Genomic DNA, 14,083 nt, shown 5'->3' on the forward strand with positions numbered 1-14,083 from the left:
TAGCTAAATTGAGGGTCGGGTTTCAGGCGTCGGAGTTGTCTGCCTCCTGCTCCAGCAGATCACGGATCCGGTCGAAGTGTTCACTGATGCGGTCGGGCATCGATTCGAACTCCCCCTCACTCACAGGACGCTCCTGTCTTTCACTTCGTGCCATGTCTCGTACCTCTTGAAAAATCGTTCGACGTTCTCGTGTAAATCTTCTTCGACGGCATCGAAGCCATCGTTTACGGGCATCGGCGGGGAAACCACTTCCGACTGGAGTTTCTCTCCATCACGGTAGACATCTCGGTGCAGGCTTTCCTGAGTTACTGATTGGTAATCACTCAATCACTGTGTGTCGCGTCGGGGTCTTCGACGCTCGGAGCTCTCGATCGGAGCTCGACCTCACTCCCGGTGAGCAGGTAGAGGAGTTCCTCGGCGATGTCGAGAATCTCTGGGACCCACCGCGAGATCAACCAGGCGACGCCGACGAGTGCGACGACGGCGAGGCTCTGTGAGAGGACTCGGTCCGCGAAGAAGAACGACACCCGCGCGGGATCAGACAACCCGAAGGCGGCTATCACGGGGCCTTCGATCCAGGAGACGGTGAACCACTGGTAGGCGTTCGCCACTGCGATGAAGACGTTCCGGAAGATGTTGAGCACCCAGATGACGCCGACGGAGACAGCGACGCCGACAGCCTTGCGCCGTAGCGGCGCTTGCACCGCAGCGATGAGCCCCCCGAACATCGCCATGCTCTCGATGCCCGTACAGGCGAAGACGACGCGGGTGTCGTTGACGCCCGCGACGTCATTGTCGAAGGTGTTCGTCAGCGTGCCGCCCAGCTCGCCCTGCCCCTCTGTGAGGGTGATGCGGTCGAAACCGAGCGCGTCGATGAAGAAGTACGACTGCTGGGCGACGACCTCGATGAGCAGGCCGCGGGCCCACGCCGACATCAGGAACGGCATGTAGATGAGACCCATATACGCGATTCCGCGTGAGAGCACCAGCAGCGAGTCACGACCCTGCAGGAGGAGCCAGCCAACGTACAGACAGCCAGGCACGGCGACGAACAGCAGCAGCGTCTCGACGATGCTGCGATGGACGAACGCGAAGTGCTGGATCAACAGCAACCAGAACAGCGCGAACAGCCACCACGCGCCGACGGTCGTTCGGCGAGCAATCTCGCGGCGGTCGGTCCACTCCGCTAGCGCGCCCGCGAGGAAGGCCCCGATGACGACCCAGGCGAGGACATCGGTGATCGGGATGACCACCGGCTCGGTCAGCCATTCGGGGACGTTCATTACCGAATTCTACAGCAGGACGAGTATATGTCTTGTTGTCCAGTCAGTGGATTGACGCCACGACAGCCGGGCGAACAGTGTGACTGCACACCTGTCGACGGTCGCGTCGCTCTCGGTATAGCACGCGAAAGAATGGAACCGCAAACCGCGAAGACCGGCCCGGTTCCGGTTAGTTAGAAGTCGTTGCGTCGGGCAGCGAGGAGCGCCGCACCGAGGAGGGCGATCAGCGCGATGACCGCGCCGAAGCCAGCCTGGTCCTCTCCGCCGTCGTCGCTACCACTGTCGTCGGTAGCGGTCTCGGTGTCGTCACCGCCCGGAGCCTCCTCCGTACCGGTCGGAGTCTCCGTGCCGTTGTTGGTGTCGTCCGAGAACGTCACGGAGGCGGAGTCGGAGATAGCTTCCCCGTCCTCGTCCGTGTACTCGGAGTCGTCGTCACCCTCGGAGTCGACGAAGTCGAACTCCTGGTTGTCGTTGGTGTCCTGGTAGACCACAGCGAAGAGGTCCGTCTCTTCCGTGATCGGCTCGTCCAGCTGAACCTCGACGTCAGAGTTCTCACCCTCACTGAGGTACTCGCTGGAGCCCAGGTAGCTGTCGAAGGCGGCGCCGTCCTCGAGCGAGGAGTCGTGGATAGCCACGAAGCCGCCCTGCGGGACGTCGACGCTGTCAACAGTGACCGAGCTGACCTCGTCGCCCTCTGCTTCAACGTCGCTGAGGGAGACGGAGGCCTGTGCCGCTTCACCGACGCGACCGGGCGTCTCAGAGTCGAAGTTCTCGTTGGGGATCGTCACCTGGAACTCCTGCTCAGACTCAACGTCCGAGAAGTCGAACTCACCGGAGAAGGTGCCGTCTTCACCGACCGTTGCGGTAGCGGTCTTGAGGAACGGGTTCTCACCAGTCGCTCGGGCACGGATGTTGAATTCCGTACCGGGTGCGACGGACGTCTCACCGGAGATCTCTGCGTTCTCGGACGCCGAGACGACTACCTCGTCGCCCTCGGTGTCGAACTCAGCGCTTCGCTCGACGAGACCGAAGTCATCGTTGACCGACTCAACGTCATCCGAGCTCTCGATGTACTCGTATTCACTCGTGACATCGAAGGAGGCGTTGAACTCGTCACCTTCACTGATGTCACCGTCCGGCTGCAGGCCAGCCGTATCGATGGCCACGTAGAACGTGTCGTTGTCCGCGTCCTGAATGACGCGCGTCGTCGAGTCCTCGAGATTGACAGTAGTGGGAGCCTGGTTCGTACCAGGGTTAGTCTGCTCGATGGTCAGGTCGAGTCCGTTCTCGGTAGCAAGGAACTGCTCGGGATTATCCATCTGCGCACCGAACAGACCGTAGATACCGGATGCTTCGACCTCCACGAGGAGCGCATCCTGCATCGCGATGTCACTGGATTCAGTGACACTACCGTCTTCCTGACCCTCTCGGATCTCAGCTGCCGAGCTAAGTTCGCTGTAATCAGGTGCAGTGTGGACCGTCAGACCGTCGGTCGAACGCTCCTGAATGTCCAGCGCAGCAACGTCGTATTCTTCGTTGTCAGCAGGGTTGCTGGCGACGATATCGTAGAGACCCATCTCGAGGGGGTTCTCCGTACCGTCCACACGTTCCGTAGCTCGGTGATCGGTCTCAATCGTACCTTCTTCAGCAGTGAAGACCTCTTCCAGAGCGGCATCATTCCAGCCGCCGGCCTCGTAGGTGTTCATGTTAATGACGACCTCGCCGTCCTCGTTCGGAGAGACGACGAGATTGGCCTCGTACGAGACGTCGTCCGAGTTACCAACCGTCACATTGAACGTTTCGAGTTCCTGGGATTCCAGGGAAATCGTAGCGTTGTCACCTCGAGCCTCTTCGAAGACAGGCTGGGTGAAGTCAGCGTCCGCGTCGATATCCTCATCTACGGTGAGGGTAGCGGTGTCGCTCGCGGAGGTGTCTGTGACATCAACGTTGAAGACGTAGTCACCAGGTTCAATGTCAGCCTGACCGACGTTAGCCGTCAGGTCATCAGAGGTGGTCGGGACGATGATGCCATCGTCCGTTTCCTCGTAGTCCGCGTTGTTGAAGAGATTCTGGAGCTGACCGACGCTCAGGTTGTCAGAGGAGATCTCGAGATTGTGCTCAGCGGAACGGCCAGTGCTGAGTTCAAGCTCGGAAGTCCCCTCCTGGGAGACAGCATCCGGCGACCAGGATGCATCAAGATCCTGAACGAGGAACTCAATAGCCTCGTTGGTATCGTCCGTGTTAAGGCCGGATTCAGCACCGTCGGCCCCAGTTTCGACAACATCTTCGTTACTTCGTCCATCCTTGGTGATCACATACTCACCCTCGAAATCACTCGTATCGATGTGAGCATAGTACTCATTCGTGTCGTCCGTTTGACTGAAGGCCACCCTTCGGACGGCCTGTCCAACGGGCTCCGAGGATTGAGAGTCGTATTCTCGGATGGTGTAAGTAGTCGTTGTCGGGTCATCTGCCGGTTCGAAGTACAGGGACTGACCCTGCCACTTCCCGGACTGAGTTTCCCAGGTATCATCGGCCTGGTCACTCGCGTCGTCCAAGTTGCCTTGCGCAACAGCACTTCCACCGAACGCGACGGCACCTGAGAAGACCCAGAGAACCATCAGCGCGGCAAAGAAGGCCGCACGCAGCTTGTTATTGTTTCGTGTCATGTTTGTTCTGCATCCGCAACGGCGACAGAGCGTCGAGATCTGTGGGGCGCGTCGTCCGGCCCACACAGATTCTCCGTACTGCCACCATGGGTAGGGGTACACCCAAGACAACAATCGCTCCCTATAAATGCTTTGTGGGGATGTCGACTTTCGTGAGACGGTTTCCCTCGGTGAAATACAGGCGGTAGAGGCCATATGTGTGATTGTATCACACGCGTCTGACGCTGGTCTTGCGTATATAAACTAGCTGAGGTGCGTAGCGTCTAGCATCCGTACGTAATGGCTCCCTATACCGCGTTATCCGGCTGTTGCTATATATGAGATACCGTTCAACCGGATCGGCTTTCGAGGTGAAAAAACCGCTCTGCTGGCACACAGATTTCCTTTCCTATCATCGTTCTAGTAAATGTTACTCATTTGCATCCTCGTCACGAAAGTCTAATCACAAACCAGACTACTCGAAATGAACGGTGAAAATAAGAGCTTACAACGCCCCATCGACTTTCGACGGACGCATCGTGACGGCGTCGATTCCTCATCGGGCCACTTTCATTCGTCAATATGCCGCCTGAGATCCTGTGGTGTGATGAGATAGACCCCATAGAAAGCCCTACTAGATGCTATGTCGACCTCTGTGAAGGTGGCTAAAGAACAGAAAGCTCGGCTGGAGGGGCTCCAGGCCGAGATCGAACTGGAGACCAGCAAGAAAGTGACTCAATAGGAGCTCCTCGGCCGGATAATCGACGTTGCCCACGAAACGAGGGCCGACCTGATCGATTCGTTCCATGACGATAGGGTGGCGCTCTCCGAAGCAGAAATCGGGGTATTCCTGTCTGACACCTCCTCAAGTGGCAATCCTGTCGCGGAGGAGGATATCGACGATGTATTGGACGACGAAGAGCAGTCTGAACAAGTCTGATCATCGCCACCGGGCTGTTTCTATGCCCAACAGAACGAAGACGCCAGCCGGCACGACATCGTCACGCGAGCGCTTATGGAGACACGCGGCAGCGAGTCCGGCAGGCTATACACAAGTGATTACGTTCACGACGAGGCCGTCACACTGGTGCGAAATCGAATGGGAACCTTTGAGGATGCGGAAACAGTCAGCAACCGAATCATCGGTGTCGAGAGTGTCGCGCCAATCAAGCTACTCTTCGTCGATGAACGGTATCTCGATCGAAGTCACGACGTCTTCGAACGATACTCCGATCACGACCTCAGCTTCACCGACGCGACGACGATCGCCCTCGTCCAGGCCCACGATATCGATGCCGTGCTCAGCTTCGACGACGACTTCGACGGGATCGTCGACCGACTCCACCCGGAAGCCCTCGCCTGAACCCTATCGCGTCACAATCTCGATCTCGTGGCTGTCCTGGTCCTTCGTGAACGCGTAGCGGTTGTCACAGGACTCTGGGTCGCGGTAGTCCTCCGCCCCGCGCTCCAGCAATTGCTCCCAGGTCTCCTGCAGGTCGGTACATCGCACCGCGACGTGCCCCCACGCATCCCCCAGTTCGTAGGTGCGGCCGTCGTAGTTGTAGGTCAACTCCATCGACATCGCCTCCTCAGCTGCCCCCTCGGGCTTCATGAAGTAGTTCGCGAACGAATCCGACTCCCAGCGGCCGGTGTGCTCGTACTCGAACTTCCGGGTCCAGAAGCCCAACGCTTCGTCGGCGTCCTCGACGCGGATCATCGTGTGGTCGAGCGACCACTTCGCGCCGTGGTCCCTCTCGACGATCTCGACCTCGTGGCCGTCCGGGTCCTTCACGAACGCGTACGATCCACCACAGGAGTCGGGGTCGCGGTAGTCCTCGACGCCCGCGTCCATCAGTTCCTCGTAGGCGTCGTAGACATCCTCGACGCGGACGGCGATGTGGCCCCACGCGTCGCCCATCGTGTACTCGCGGTCGTCGTGGTTGTACGTGAGTTCGAGCAGTGCGCCCTCCTCGTGGACGTCCTCGGGGCCGAGGAAGACGTTCGTGAACGTGTCGGCCTCCCAGCGGCCCTTCTCCTCGTAGTCGAGGTACTCCGTGTACCACTCCATCGACTCGGCGAGGTCGTGGACGCGCATCATCGTGTGGTCGAGCGTCGCTTGCATACCCGCACCGACGGGCGGCGCATACGAAAACCCTGCTACCACCGGCAGTCGGTGACGCCGCCTCCCAGTTACTCTCTTGAGCCGTTCTCTCCGCACCGGATCTATCGAGAAGACCGATTTCGAGGATGGGACCACGTCGGAGGCATGACGTCAATTCAATCTGTGGACCGCTCACCCTGCCCGAGCGACCAGCCCCTGCTCCTTCACGAGGGGCCAGTAGTACCACCAGACGACGACCCACGTCGCTAGCGCACCCAGTGGAATCACGAGTGGGCCCGCGCTCCCGTAGACCTGATACAGCCCGTAGGCCACCTGCGCGTGCGCGATGCCAGCGAGGAAGAGCAACCCGGCTGTGAGCCGCGGGTCCTCGTAGCCCCATATACTTCCCACCGCGCACGCGAGCGCGCCCGCGTGGAGTACTACCCCAAGCGGCCAGGCCTCAAGACGGCGCGGAAGCCCTGCAGTGTAGACGAACAGGTAGTCGTAGAGGTGGACGACGTTGAACGGACCCGTATTCACGAGGCCGAACGAGAAGACGAGACTGGCGCCGTCCTGCAGCACGACGACGGTCCACGGCAAGAGTCCCACGAGGAGGACGGCCAGCAGGCGACGGCGTGGCGAGGTCACGAGCCTCCCCTTGCCCGCATCGTCACTTCCGGGCGACGATGCGGAGGACGTCCTCGTCCTGCAGTTCGTGGTCGCGGCCGACCTGCTGTTCGTCGTGTTTCGCGGAGGGGCCGGTCACGCGAGCGAACCGGAACCGGTCGTCGAAGCTCCCGCCGAGCTTCTGGAGGGCGTCCTCGACGGTGTTGTCCTCCTCGGTGAGGACGAGCGGCTCCTCGCGGTCGACGCCGCGGCCCGGCTTGTCCATGTAGATGCGGATCAGGCCCAGTCGCTCCCAGATAGTCTCCTTCAGCGACTCGAGACCCTTCTCCTCCTCGGCGCTGATGAAGACGGTCTCCTCTGGGTCGATATCGTGGTCACGGAGGTTCTCCTTGACCGTCTCCATGTAGTCGGGTTCGATGAGGTCGACCTTGTTGACACAGACCGCGGAGGGGAGGTACTCACGGTTGTCCTGCAGGGAGTCGACCAGCTGGTCGATAGTGAGGTCCTCGCGGATGGTGACGTCGGCGTTGACGAAGTCGTACTCCCGGAGGACGCCCATGATCGTCTCGTCGTCAAGGCTCACCCGGTCGGAAGTCGTGAGGTTGATGCCGCCCTTGTGCTTCTTGCGGATGTTCACCTGGACGGGCTCCTCGTCCAGCCGGACCTTGTTCTTGTAGAGTTCGTCGTAGAGCCGCTGGTACTGGTCGATCTCGAAGGCCGACAACACGAACAACACGAGGTCCGCAGTTCGGACGACAGAGAGGACAGCCTGCCCGCCGCCGCGGTTCTCGGCGGCGCCCTCGATGAGCCCGGGGACGTCCAGCAGCTGGATGTTCGCGCCGCGATACTCCAGCATTCCGGGGTTGACGTCGAGGGTCGTGAACTCGTAGGAGCCCGTCTCGCTCTCGGCGTTCGTCAGGGCGTTGAGGAGCGTCGACTTGCCGACCGAGGGGAACCCGACGAGCGCGACCGTCGCGTCGCCGTGCTTCTCGACGGCGTAGCCACCGCTCCCACCGCCAGAGGACTGCCGGCGCTCCAGTTCCTCCTTCTTCTCCGAGAGCTTGGCCTTCAACCGACCGATGTGCTGTTCGGTCGACTTGTTGTAGGGCGTCTCGGCGATCTCCTCTTCGATCGCCTCGATGTCCTCTTTGAGCCCCATTACGAGAACCCATTCGCCGATGCCGAAAAAGCCGTTCGGTTGTCCTCGTTCGGCGGCCACCCGGGTACCCCTCCAGAGTCCCTACAGGCTGGGCCAGATACCCGTCGATGAACTACAGCGACTGTTCGCCCGCAAGAAGTACTGTACCTGCGGTCTGAACCTCACGGCAACGGACACCAGATACTCGAGTCCTGCGACCCGAATCCAGGTGCGTGCGAATCTCCCGGGAGAGCACTACTGACGGCCATGCGTCCGACGGCGAATGATACACATACGAATACTGAGTGATATCTCTCCAAACCAGAAATCCCCGGACGGCACGTCCCTGTAGTTCCTCATACTCGGGCTCTGAAGACCGGATATCTATGATTCTAAATAGGTTTGACCGAACCGCTGATTCGCCCGGTTCGGCTATTTCCGTCGCCGAGAGGTCGTCTCCGTCCGGATTCGTCCATCCGGACGTCGAGCGTCGAACCGTGGTATCCGGTGCTGAAAACCGCAGGCGGGCGAGTCGGTGTAGTACATTTCCACCCCATCTCGCGGCTGTCACCGCAAACTGCCGTCTTTTGCCCCTGAACAGGAGGTACTGAACCCAGCCCTCTGTATAGCGGATATCGCCGGTTACCGTCACCGCTCGCTGCTCTCGCGGCGATACTCATCTTACACGATCCAGGTTTCCTGATAGCCTCGTTCGACACCAACTACAGCGATCTACCGGGCGTATTCTTGCGGATGAGCCACTCTCTGTAGTTCCGGGGAGGCTGGAGGACCGAGAAGATCGAGCCGGGAATGCGCCAAGGCAGTACAGACACCGAATCACCGACCGTTATCACCTGCCGCTACCAACGTCATCTATGGACTCGAAGAAGCGCCTCGCCTACAACATCGCCTGCGTAGGCCTCGCTTTCGTCGGCGTCTTCCACGTCGTCTTCTCGACAATCTTTGACTACGGCTTCCGGCAGGTCGGCGGCCTCATCATCGCGGCGGCGCTCTTCGGCCTGCTACTCATAAATGCATGACCGGTTACTTGCGGTTGTTTGATATGCACACAGGGTTTCAACAGTTTAATACCCCCTTACAAGAAACTCTACGGTGATGGCGACCCCCTCCAGCTTCCGTGACAGCACCCAGATTGTGCTCCCGTGGGAGACGCTGGACCCCATCCACGGCGAACTGGAGTCGGAGTTCACGGTGACGGTCCACGACGAGGGATGCAAGGCCCGCATCATCGGCAGCCCCCTCGTGATCAAGGAGGTCAGCGACTTCCTCGCGCGCCACGGCGTCTCGCTGCCCTGACATCCTCCCACAGCTAAAGCCGTGGGGTTCCCCCACTGGGGGTGGAACCCACGGAAACGGAGAGGTTCGCAGGTTCGTCGTCACGTTGGACGATGACCTGCGTTTCGGGCTGTGCCAGTACAGCCCCCACCTTGGACAGTGGTTTCGAGAACTTGCCCAAGGCTCGTTTGCCGATGTTCAGCGCACCGTTCTTGTCCGCGCTATCGTCCAATCCACACACGGGACACTCAAAGCGTCCCTGCGTCTCTCGGACACCATCGCAAGCACAGCGATTGCACGTATTTGACGTGTCGTATTCTTCAACCAACTGTACGTTGATGCCTGCGCCGTGGGCTTTGTACTCAATGTAGTTGAGCAGTCGGGCGAACGGCATCTTGTGGGTCTTGTCGTTGACGTACCGCCCCTTGTCGTTGTCCTTACGGATACCACCAAGATCACCCACGACGATCACCGCGTTCCGTTCCTCGGCATCCTCCACGATTTGTCGTGCAATCTTGTGGAGGCGGTCGCCTATTTTTCGAGCTTCGGCGTCACCGATTCGTTCGACAACCTGCGTTCCCTGTCGGGGTTTTGCCTTCCCGATGGACTTGCGAAGTTGCTTGTAGTGTTCGCGGATACAACGGACTTCCTCGCCATAGAAGGTGGTTTTCCGGTCGGAGAGGAACGAGCAAGTGGCGATCCAGCGTGCACCCATATCGATGGCCAGCACGTCGTCGTACTCGTCTTGAACGGTCACAGACCGCTTGACGACGAGATGGACGTACCAGTCACCATTACGGCGCACCAGTTCGCTGTCCCGAATGTCGCCCTCGCGAACGAGTTGTTCGTCTTTGTGTGGGACGTGGGCAGGACACCAGATGGAGTTCCCCTGCCCGCGCTCGGGGTCGTAGACCGGGACTTTCACCCACCACGACGAAAGAACGGTATCCTCGTCGTAGGCCACGTCGAACACATCGTTGCGAAGAACGACGGGTTGTTCGGTGTCAGGGTTCGGGTCTTTCTGCCGCTGGACTTTCGACGCTTGTTGGGCAGTCGCAGAGTAGAGGTCGGCGTCTCCGCCGTGAACCTCGCTCTGGAATGCCTGATACTCACGGTCAAGGAGGTCGGCTTTCCTGTTGGTCAGCGAGTGGAGTTTAACCCGCACCGTGGTTAGGACGTTGTGTTGCACGACTACTCACCTGCTATATTCACTCGGGGATTTCCATTTTAGCTCACCAACGCCATAGCCATTCGACTGGAGCCCTCTGAGGGCCTTTCTGCTGTTGAACAGACGCCGAACAGCCATTTGGAGGCTTTTCGAGTACACATCACTGCATTCCGGCCATCGTTTCTTCCACGTCGGTAAACGGTTCTGTAGGGTAGTGTACGAGGGCTTCTCATCATTGGGAGCAGCGCGATGTTGACCGAGTGAGTGATTATATACCTGCCTACAGATATCGATGTGCCTCCGAGCTTCGTTAGCTACCGCTTCAGAAGGATACACTCGGTACTTGTATGTCTGCTCCACACTGAAATTCTGTCTCGTAATCGTATTTAAAGCATAGACTGGAATAATGGCATTCCCGTGTCGGTGACAACCATGGGCCAGCCTCGTTATAAACGCTTAAAGCCGCCGAACGTATTCCATCCAACATGGCTGGAACTATCGAAGTACTCGTCCCCGGTGGCCAGGCCAACCCCGGCCCGCCGCTCGGCCCGGAGCTCGGCCCGACCCCGGTGGACGTGCAGGCGGTCGTCAACGAGATCAACGAGCAGACGGCGGCGTTCGACGGGACGGAGGTCCCGGTCACCGTCGACTACGACGACGACGGCTCGTTCAGCATCGACGTCGGTGTCCCGCCGACGGCCGCGCTCATCAAGGACGAGCTCGGCTTCGACACCGGCTCCGGCGTCCCCAACGAGGACTTCGTCGCCGACATGTCCGCCGAGCAGCTGAAGACCGTCGCCGAACAGAAGCTCCCGGACCTGCTGGCCTACGACGTCCGCAACGCCGCCAAGGAGGTCGCGGGCACCTGCGTCTCCCTCGGCGTCACCATCGAGGGCGAGGACGCCCGCACGTTCAACCAGCGGCTCGACAACGGCGAGTTCGACGACACCTTCGCGCAGTCCGAGCCGGCGGCGTAACTCACCGAACCGATTTCTCTGCGGCTTGCCACTCGACTACGTCCGATAGCTGTGCAGCCGGGGTGCTGGAGCCGTCGGACCTATCCGTTCAGGACCAGTAGTTGTAGGCGTGAGCAGCCAGTCCGACGCCCCCGGTGAAACAGAGACTGAAACCGAGGTCGACGTCCCGACCGATCGGCCAGTCCTGCTGTTCGACGGGGTCTGCAACCTCTGTACCGGGTCGGTCCAGTGGATCATCGAGCGTGACCCGGAGGGGCAGTTCCGGTTCGCGTCCCTGCAGTCCGACGCCGGCCAGACCCTCCTGGCAGAACTGGGGTTGCCGGAAGAGTACATCGATTCCATCGTCCTCGTGGACGGCGACGACTACTACACTCAGTCAACGGCCGCCCTCCACGTGGCGAAGCGGCTCGGGCTGCCGTACTCGGCGCTGTACCCGCTCGTGGCCGTCCCGGAACTCGTCCGCGATAGCGCCTACGACGTCGTCGCGAACAACCGGTATCGGATCTTCGGCAAGAAGGACTCCTGCATGATGCCGTCGCCGGAGGTCCAGGACCGATTTCTCGATTAGCTGAGACGCACCACCGTTTCCAGGCACCTCGGCGGACACCTAGGACGAGATAGCGAGACTCTTCTAAGGCGGATGGTCGGCACCGTGGAATCCCATCTCCGCACCCATTTTTGGACGTCAATGTCGGGGCACGCGGCACAGAAACTATACGCTATCGTCTCGAAAAATATTGTTGATGGCTAACAACCCACGTGGTCGTGACGGTCGAGGTGCTCCCGACGACGCGAACGGTGTGAGCCGGCGGTCGTTGCTGAAGGGTGCCAGCGCAGCGGCGGCGACGTCGGTGGCGTTCGCGGCGGCCGATTCCGTCGCCGCGGATCCGGTCGTCGAGGAAGTGTCCGTCGAGATGAGCGACGGCGTGACCATCAGGGGACGACTCTTCTTCCCCGACGACGGCAGCGGCGACAAGGCAGACGGCCAGTTCCCGGCGGTCGCGACGTTCGAACCGTATCGGAACGGCAGCGATACCGTGAGCGGCCCGCCGAAGCCCCGCGGGACCGACCAGCTCGTCGAGGCGGGGTACATCCGCGCCGAGTTCGAGGTCCGCGGCACCGGCAGCAGCGAGGGGAAGTTCAGGCTCGGCGACGACCGCGAGCGCCTGGACTACGGCGAACTCGTCTACTGGCTGCACGACCACGCGAAGACGACCGGCGACGTCGGCCTCTACGGCGTCTCCTACCGTGGGCTCAACCAGTGGATGGCCGCGACGGGCGTCGCACGGGTCGACCGGCCCGAACAGCCCCTGCAGGCGCTGTTCCCCATCGTCACCGGGGTCGACGGCTACCGCGACGTCCTCTGGAACGGCGGGATGTACGATACGGTCTTCGCGACGTTCTGGCTGGGCCTCGTCGCGGGGTCGCCGCTGGCGGCCAGCGCGCTGTCGCTCGACGAGATGGACACCGTCGAGTGGCTCGACCTCAACCAGGACCACATCCAGGGCGCCTTCGAGGGGCCGCTGGCGTCGATCATCGGCTCCCATCTCGGCGGCGAGCAGGCCTACCGCGACCTCGAGAGCTCCCGGGAGCCGGACCTCCCGAACGTTGTCGGCCAGGACATCCCCGCGTTCACCATCCAGGGGTGGTACGACATCTTCCAGCCCGGCAACACCCTCCCGTACACGCAACTGCAGAACCTCTGGGCCGACCGCGACCAGTTCGCCCCGATGGATCCCGACCAGCCCGTGACCGGCCGCTACCAGTGCGTCCAGGGGCCGTACTTCCACAGTTCGAGCTTCGGCGACCTGGAGTTCGGGTGGGCGCGGCAGTGGTTCGACCGCTTCCTGAAGGGCGAACGCAACGGTATCGACGAAACCGACACGCCCCTGCACCTCTACCAGGTGTTCGGCGACCGGTGGGTCGACGCCCAGACCTGGCCGCTCCCGGAATACGGCGATCGATTCGTCGAGACGTACTACCTCCAGGCCGGCCGGACCGGGACGGCGCCGCACTCGGTCAACGACGGCCTCCTCAACCCCACGCCGGGCGGCAGAGAAACAGCCAGCGACCCGCTCCCCTGGCGGCTCCACAACCCCTGCAACCAGGGCACCAACGAGGAGGGGACCTTCGGGCTCGCGCCCAGCACGCGGTGTACCGAGAGCAACCACGGGTTCGAGACGGGCACCCTCGTGTACACGACGCCGCCGTTCAGCGACGACCGGAACATCGCGGGCCCCATCGCGGCGAGTCTCTTCGCCAGCACCCAGAACACGAACACCGCCTGGGTCACCACCCTCAGCGTCGTCGCCCCCGACGGGAGTTCGACGCTCATCTCGAAGGGCCAACTGCTCGGTTCCTTCCGCGGCCTCGACGAGGACCGCTCCTGGTACGTCGATCCCGAGGACAGCGACCCCGGCTACCGCCCCGACTTCCCGCCGCAGGCGAAGACTCCAGACGGCGTCGAGACCGACGAGGGGAAGCTGATCCGGCCGTATCGCGGGTTCACGCGGGCCGAAGAGGAACCCGTCGAACCCGGCGTCGTCGAGCGCTACGACATCACGATGGACCCGGTGTTCGCCAGGCTCCCGGCCGACCACCGCCTCAGACTCGCCATCCGGACCTCGTCGTCGTGGGCGACGCCCCTGGCGAAGGACCTCGACGACGTCGTCGGCACCTACCAGGTCCAGCGGACCGCCGACCACCCCTCCCACGTCAACGTCCCCTACGTCTCCGGCCCGCTCCCCGAGAGCGACACGCAGTGGGGGCGCTGCGAGTACAACTGCGGGCCGCCGTGACCGGTCTGGGGCGTGCACTCCGGTTCGACGGCCTTAAGTGCGTCATC

15 protein-coding genes are annotated in these 14,083 nt (G+C 61.3%); 6 read left to right on the forward strand and 9 right to left on the reverse strand.

What is annotated here, in order from left to right; genetic code table 11:
- Positions 1–22 precede the first annotated feature (22 nt).
- The 4 genes from HWV07_RS19890 to HWV07_RS03285 all read right to left on the reverse strand — a co-directional run bounded on the left by HWV07_RS19890 (position 23) and on the right by HWV07_RS03285 (position 3,952).
- A complete protein-coding gene (locus HWV07_RS19890) occupies positions 23–154 on the reverse strand; it encodes a hypothetical protein (protein WP_281362329.1) in 132 nt (43 codons plus the stop codon).
- Entirely contained in the window at positions 121–249 is a 129-nt protein-coding gene (locus HWV07_RS20060) for a hypothetical protein (RefSeq protein ID WP_425487816.1), read from the reverse strand. Before HWV07_RS20060 ends, HWV07_RS19890 begins: the two co-directional genes overlap by 34 nt.
- 74 nt (positions 250–323) lie before the next feature.
- The gene (artA, locus tag HWV07_RS03280) at positions 324–1,283 is read right to left on the reverse strand and encodes an archaeosortase A (protein ID WP_211694206.1); all 960 of its coding nucleotides are present in this window, start codon (positions 1,281–1,283) and stop codon (positions 324–326) included.
- 173 nt (positions 1,284–1,456) lie between these two features.
- Positions 1,457–3,952 carry a DUF7282 domain-containing protein gene (locus tag HWV07_RS03285; protein WP_178335973.1) on the reverse strand — a complete coding sequence of 832 codons (2,496 nt, stop codon included), beginning with the start codon at positions 3,950–3,952 and terminating at the stop codon, positions 1,457–1,459.
- 994 nt (positions 3,953–4,946) lie between these two features.
- Between HWV07_RS03285 and HWV07_RS03295 the strand changes: the two genes are divergently transcribed.
- Complete coding sequence (locus tag HWV07_RS03295) at positions 4,947–5,294, forward strand: type II toxin-antitoxin system VapC family toxin (protein ID WP_178332930.1); 348 nt, start codon at positions 4,947–4,949, stop codon at positions 5,292–5,294.
- 3 nt (positions 5,295–5,297) lie between these two features.
- On the opposite strand, the gene HWV07_RS03300 is transcribed toward HWV07_RS03295, so the two are convergent.
- The 3 genes from HWV07_RS03300 to HWV07_RS03310 all read right to left on the reverse strand — a co-directional run bounded on the left by HWV07_RS03300 (position 5,298) and on the right by HWV07_RS03310 (position 7,818).
- Positions 5,298–6,053, reverse strand: a complete 756-nt coding sequence (locus HWV07_RS03300; protein WP_178332931.1) for a VOC family protein — start codon at positions 6,051–6,053, stop codon at positions 5,298–5,300.
- A gap of 171 nt (positions 6,054–6,224) precedes the next feature.
- Positions 6,225–6,680, reverse strand: a complete 456-nt coding sequence (locus HWV07_RS03305; protein ID WP_178332932.1) for a TIGR04206 family protein — start codon at positions 6,678–6,680, stop codon at positions 6,225–6,227.
- A gap of 22 nt (positions 6,681–6,702) precedes the next feature.
- The gene (locus HWV07_RS03310) at positions 6,703–7,818 is read right to left on the reverse strand and encodes an OBG GTPase family GTP-binding protein (protein ID WP_178332933.1); all 1,116 of its coding nucleotides are present in this window, start codon (positions 7,816–7,818) and stop codon (positions 6,703–6,705) included.
- Positions 7,819–8,672: 854 nt separating this feature from the next.
- On the opposite strand from HWV07_RS03310, the gene HWV07_RS03315 reads away from it, so the two are divergent.
- Both HWV07_RS03315 and HWV07_RS03320 read left to right on the forward strand, forming a co-directional pair.
- On the forward strand, positions 8,673–8,837 hold the full coding sequence (locus HWV07_RS03315) for a hypothetical protein (protein WP_178332934.1): 165 nt from the start codon (positions 8,673–8,675) through the stop codon (positions 8,835–8,837).
- 76 nt (positions 8,838–8,913) lie between these two features.
- A complete protein-coding gene (locus HWV07_RS03320) occupies positions 8,914–9,114 on the forward strand; it encodes a VNG_1110C family protein (RefSeq protein WP_178332935.1) in 201 nt (66 codons plus the stop codon).
- A gap of 13 nt (positions 9,115–9,127) precedes the next feature.
- Here the strand turns inward: HWV07_RS03320 and HWV07_RS03325 are convergent, their stop codons facing one another.
- Together HWV07_RS03325 and HWV07_RS20065 are read right to left on the reverse strand one after the other, a co-directional pair.
- Positions 9,128–10,282: an RNA-guided endonuclease TnpB family protein gene (locus HWV07_RS03325; protein WP_178332936.1), complete on the reverse strand. Its 1,155-nt coding sequence runs from the start codon at positions 10,280–10,282 to the stop codon at positions 9,128–9,130.
- A 6-nt stretch (positions 10,283–10,288) separates the two neighbouring features.
- Complete coding sequence (locus HWV07_RS20065; protein WP_178332937.1) at positions 10,289–10,621, reverse strand: helix-turn-helix domain-containing protein; 333 nt, start codon at positions 10,619–10,621, stop codon at positions 10,289–10,291.
- Between the two features lie 125 nt (positions 10,622–10,746).
- On the opposite strand from HWV07_RS20065, the gene HWV07_RS03335 reads away from it, so the two are divergent.
- From HWV07_RS03335 to HWV07_RS03345, 3 genes are all read left to right on the forward strand, one after another.
- Complete coding sequence (locus tag HWV07_RS03335) at positions 10,747–11,238, forward strand: 50S ribosomal protein L11 (RefSeq protein ID WP_178332938.1); 492 nt, start codon at positions 10,747–10,749, stop codon at positions 11,236–11,238.
- Between the two features lie 109 nt (positions 11,239–11,347).
- Positions 11,348–11,806: a thiol-disulfide oxidoreductase DCC family protein gene (locus HWV07_RS03340; protein WP_178332939.1), complete on the forward strand. Its 459-nt coding sequence runs from the start codon at positions 11,348–11,350 to the stop codon at positions 11,804–11,806.
- 175 nt (positions 11,807–11,981) lie between these two features.
- Positions 11,982–14,036: a CocE/NonD family hydrolase gene (locus HWV07_RS03345; RefSeq protein ID WP_178332940.1), complete on the forward strand. Its 2,055-nt coding sequence runs from the start codon at positions 11,982–11,984 to the stop codon at positions 14,034–14,036.
- Positions 14,037–14,083 lie beyond the last annotated feature (47 nt).

It is taken from the genome of Natronomonas salina (genome assembly GCF_013391105.1).
GTDB classification, from domain to species: Archaea; Halobacteriota; Halobacteria; order Halobacteriales; family Haloarculaceae; genus Natronomonas; species Natronomonas salina.

Excerpts from the sequence above, each read along its gene's own strand:
- HWV07_RS19890 (WP_281362329.1), bottom strand. The coding sequence starts at position 154 with ATGGCACGAAGTGAAAGACAGGAGCGTCCTGTGAGTGAGGGGGAGTTC.
- artA (WP_211694206.1), bottom strand. The coding sequence starts at position 1,283 with ATGAACGTCCCCGAATGGCTGACCGAGCCGGTGGTCATCCCGATCACC.
- HWV07_RS03285 (WP_178335973.1), bottom strand. The coding sequence starts at position 3,952 with ATGACACGAAACAATAACAAGCTGCGTGCGGCCTTCTTTGCCGCGCTG.
- HWV07_RS03295 (WP_178332930.1), top strand. The coding sequence starts at position 4,947 with ATGGAGACACGCGGCAGCGAGTCCGGCAGGCTATACACAAGTGATTAC.
- HWV07_RS03300 (WP_178332931.1), bottom strand. The coding sequence starts at position 6,053 with ATGCAAGCGACGCTCGACCACACGATGATGCGCGTCCACGACCTCGCC.
- HWV07_RS03310 (WP_178332933.1), bottom strand. The coding sequence starts at position 7,818 with ATGGGGCTCAAAGAGGACATCGAGGCGATCGAAGAGGAGATCGCCGAG.
- HWV07_RS03315 (WP_178332934.1), top strand. The coding sequence starts at position 8,673 with ATGGACTCGAAGAAGCGCCTCGCCTACAACATCGCCTGCGTAGGCCTC.
- HWV07_RS03320 (WP_178332935.1), top strand. The coding sequence starts at position 8,914 with ATGGCGACCCCCTCCAGCTTCCGTGACAGCACCCAGATTGTGCTCCCG.
- HWV07_RS03335 (WP_178332938.1), top strand. The coding sequence starts at position 10,747 with ATGGCTGGAACTATCGAAGTACTCGTCCCCGGTGGCCAGGCCAACCCC.
- HWV07_RS03345 (WP_178332940.1), top strand. The coding sequence starts at position 11,982 with ATGGCTAACAACCCACGTGGTCGTGACGGTCGAGGTGCTCCCGACGAC.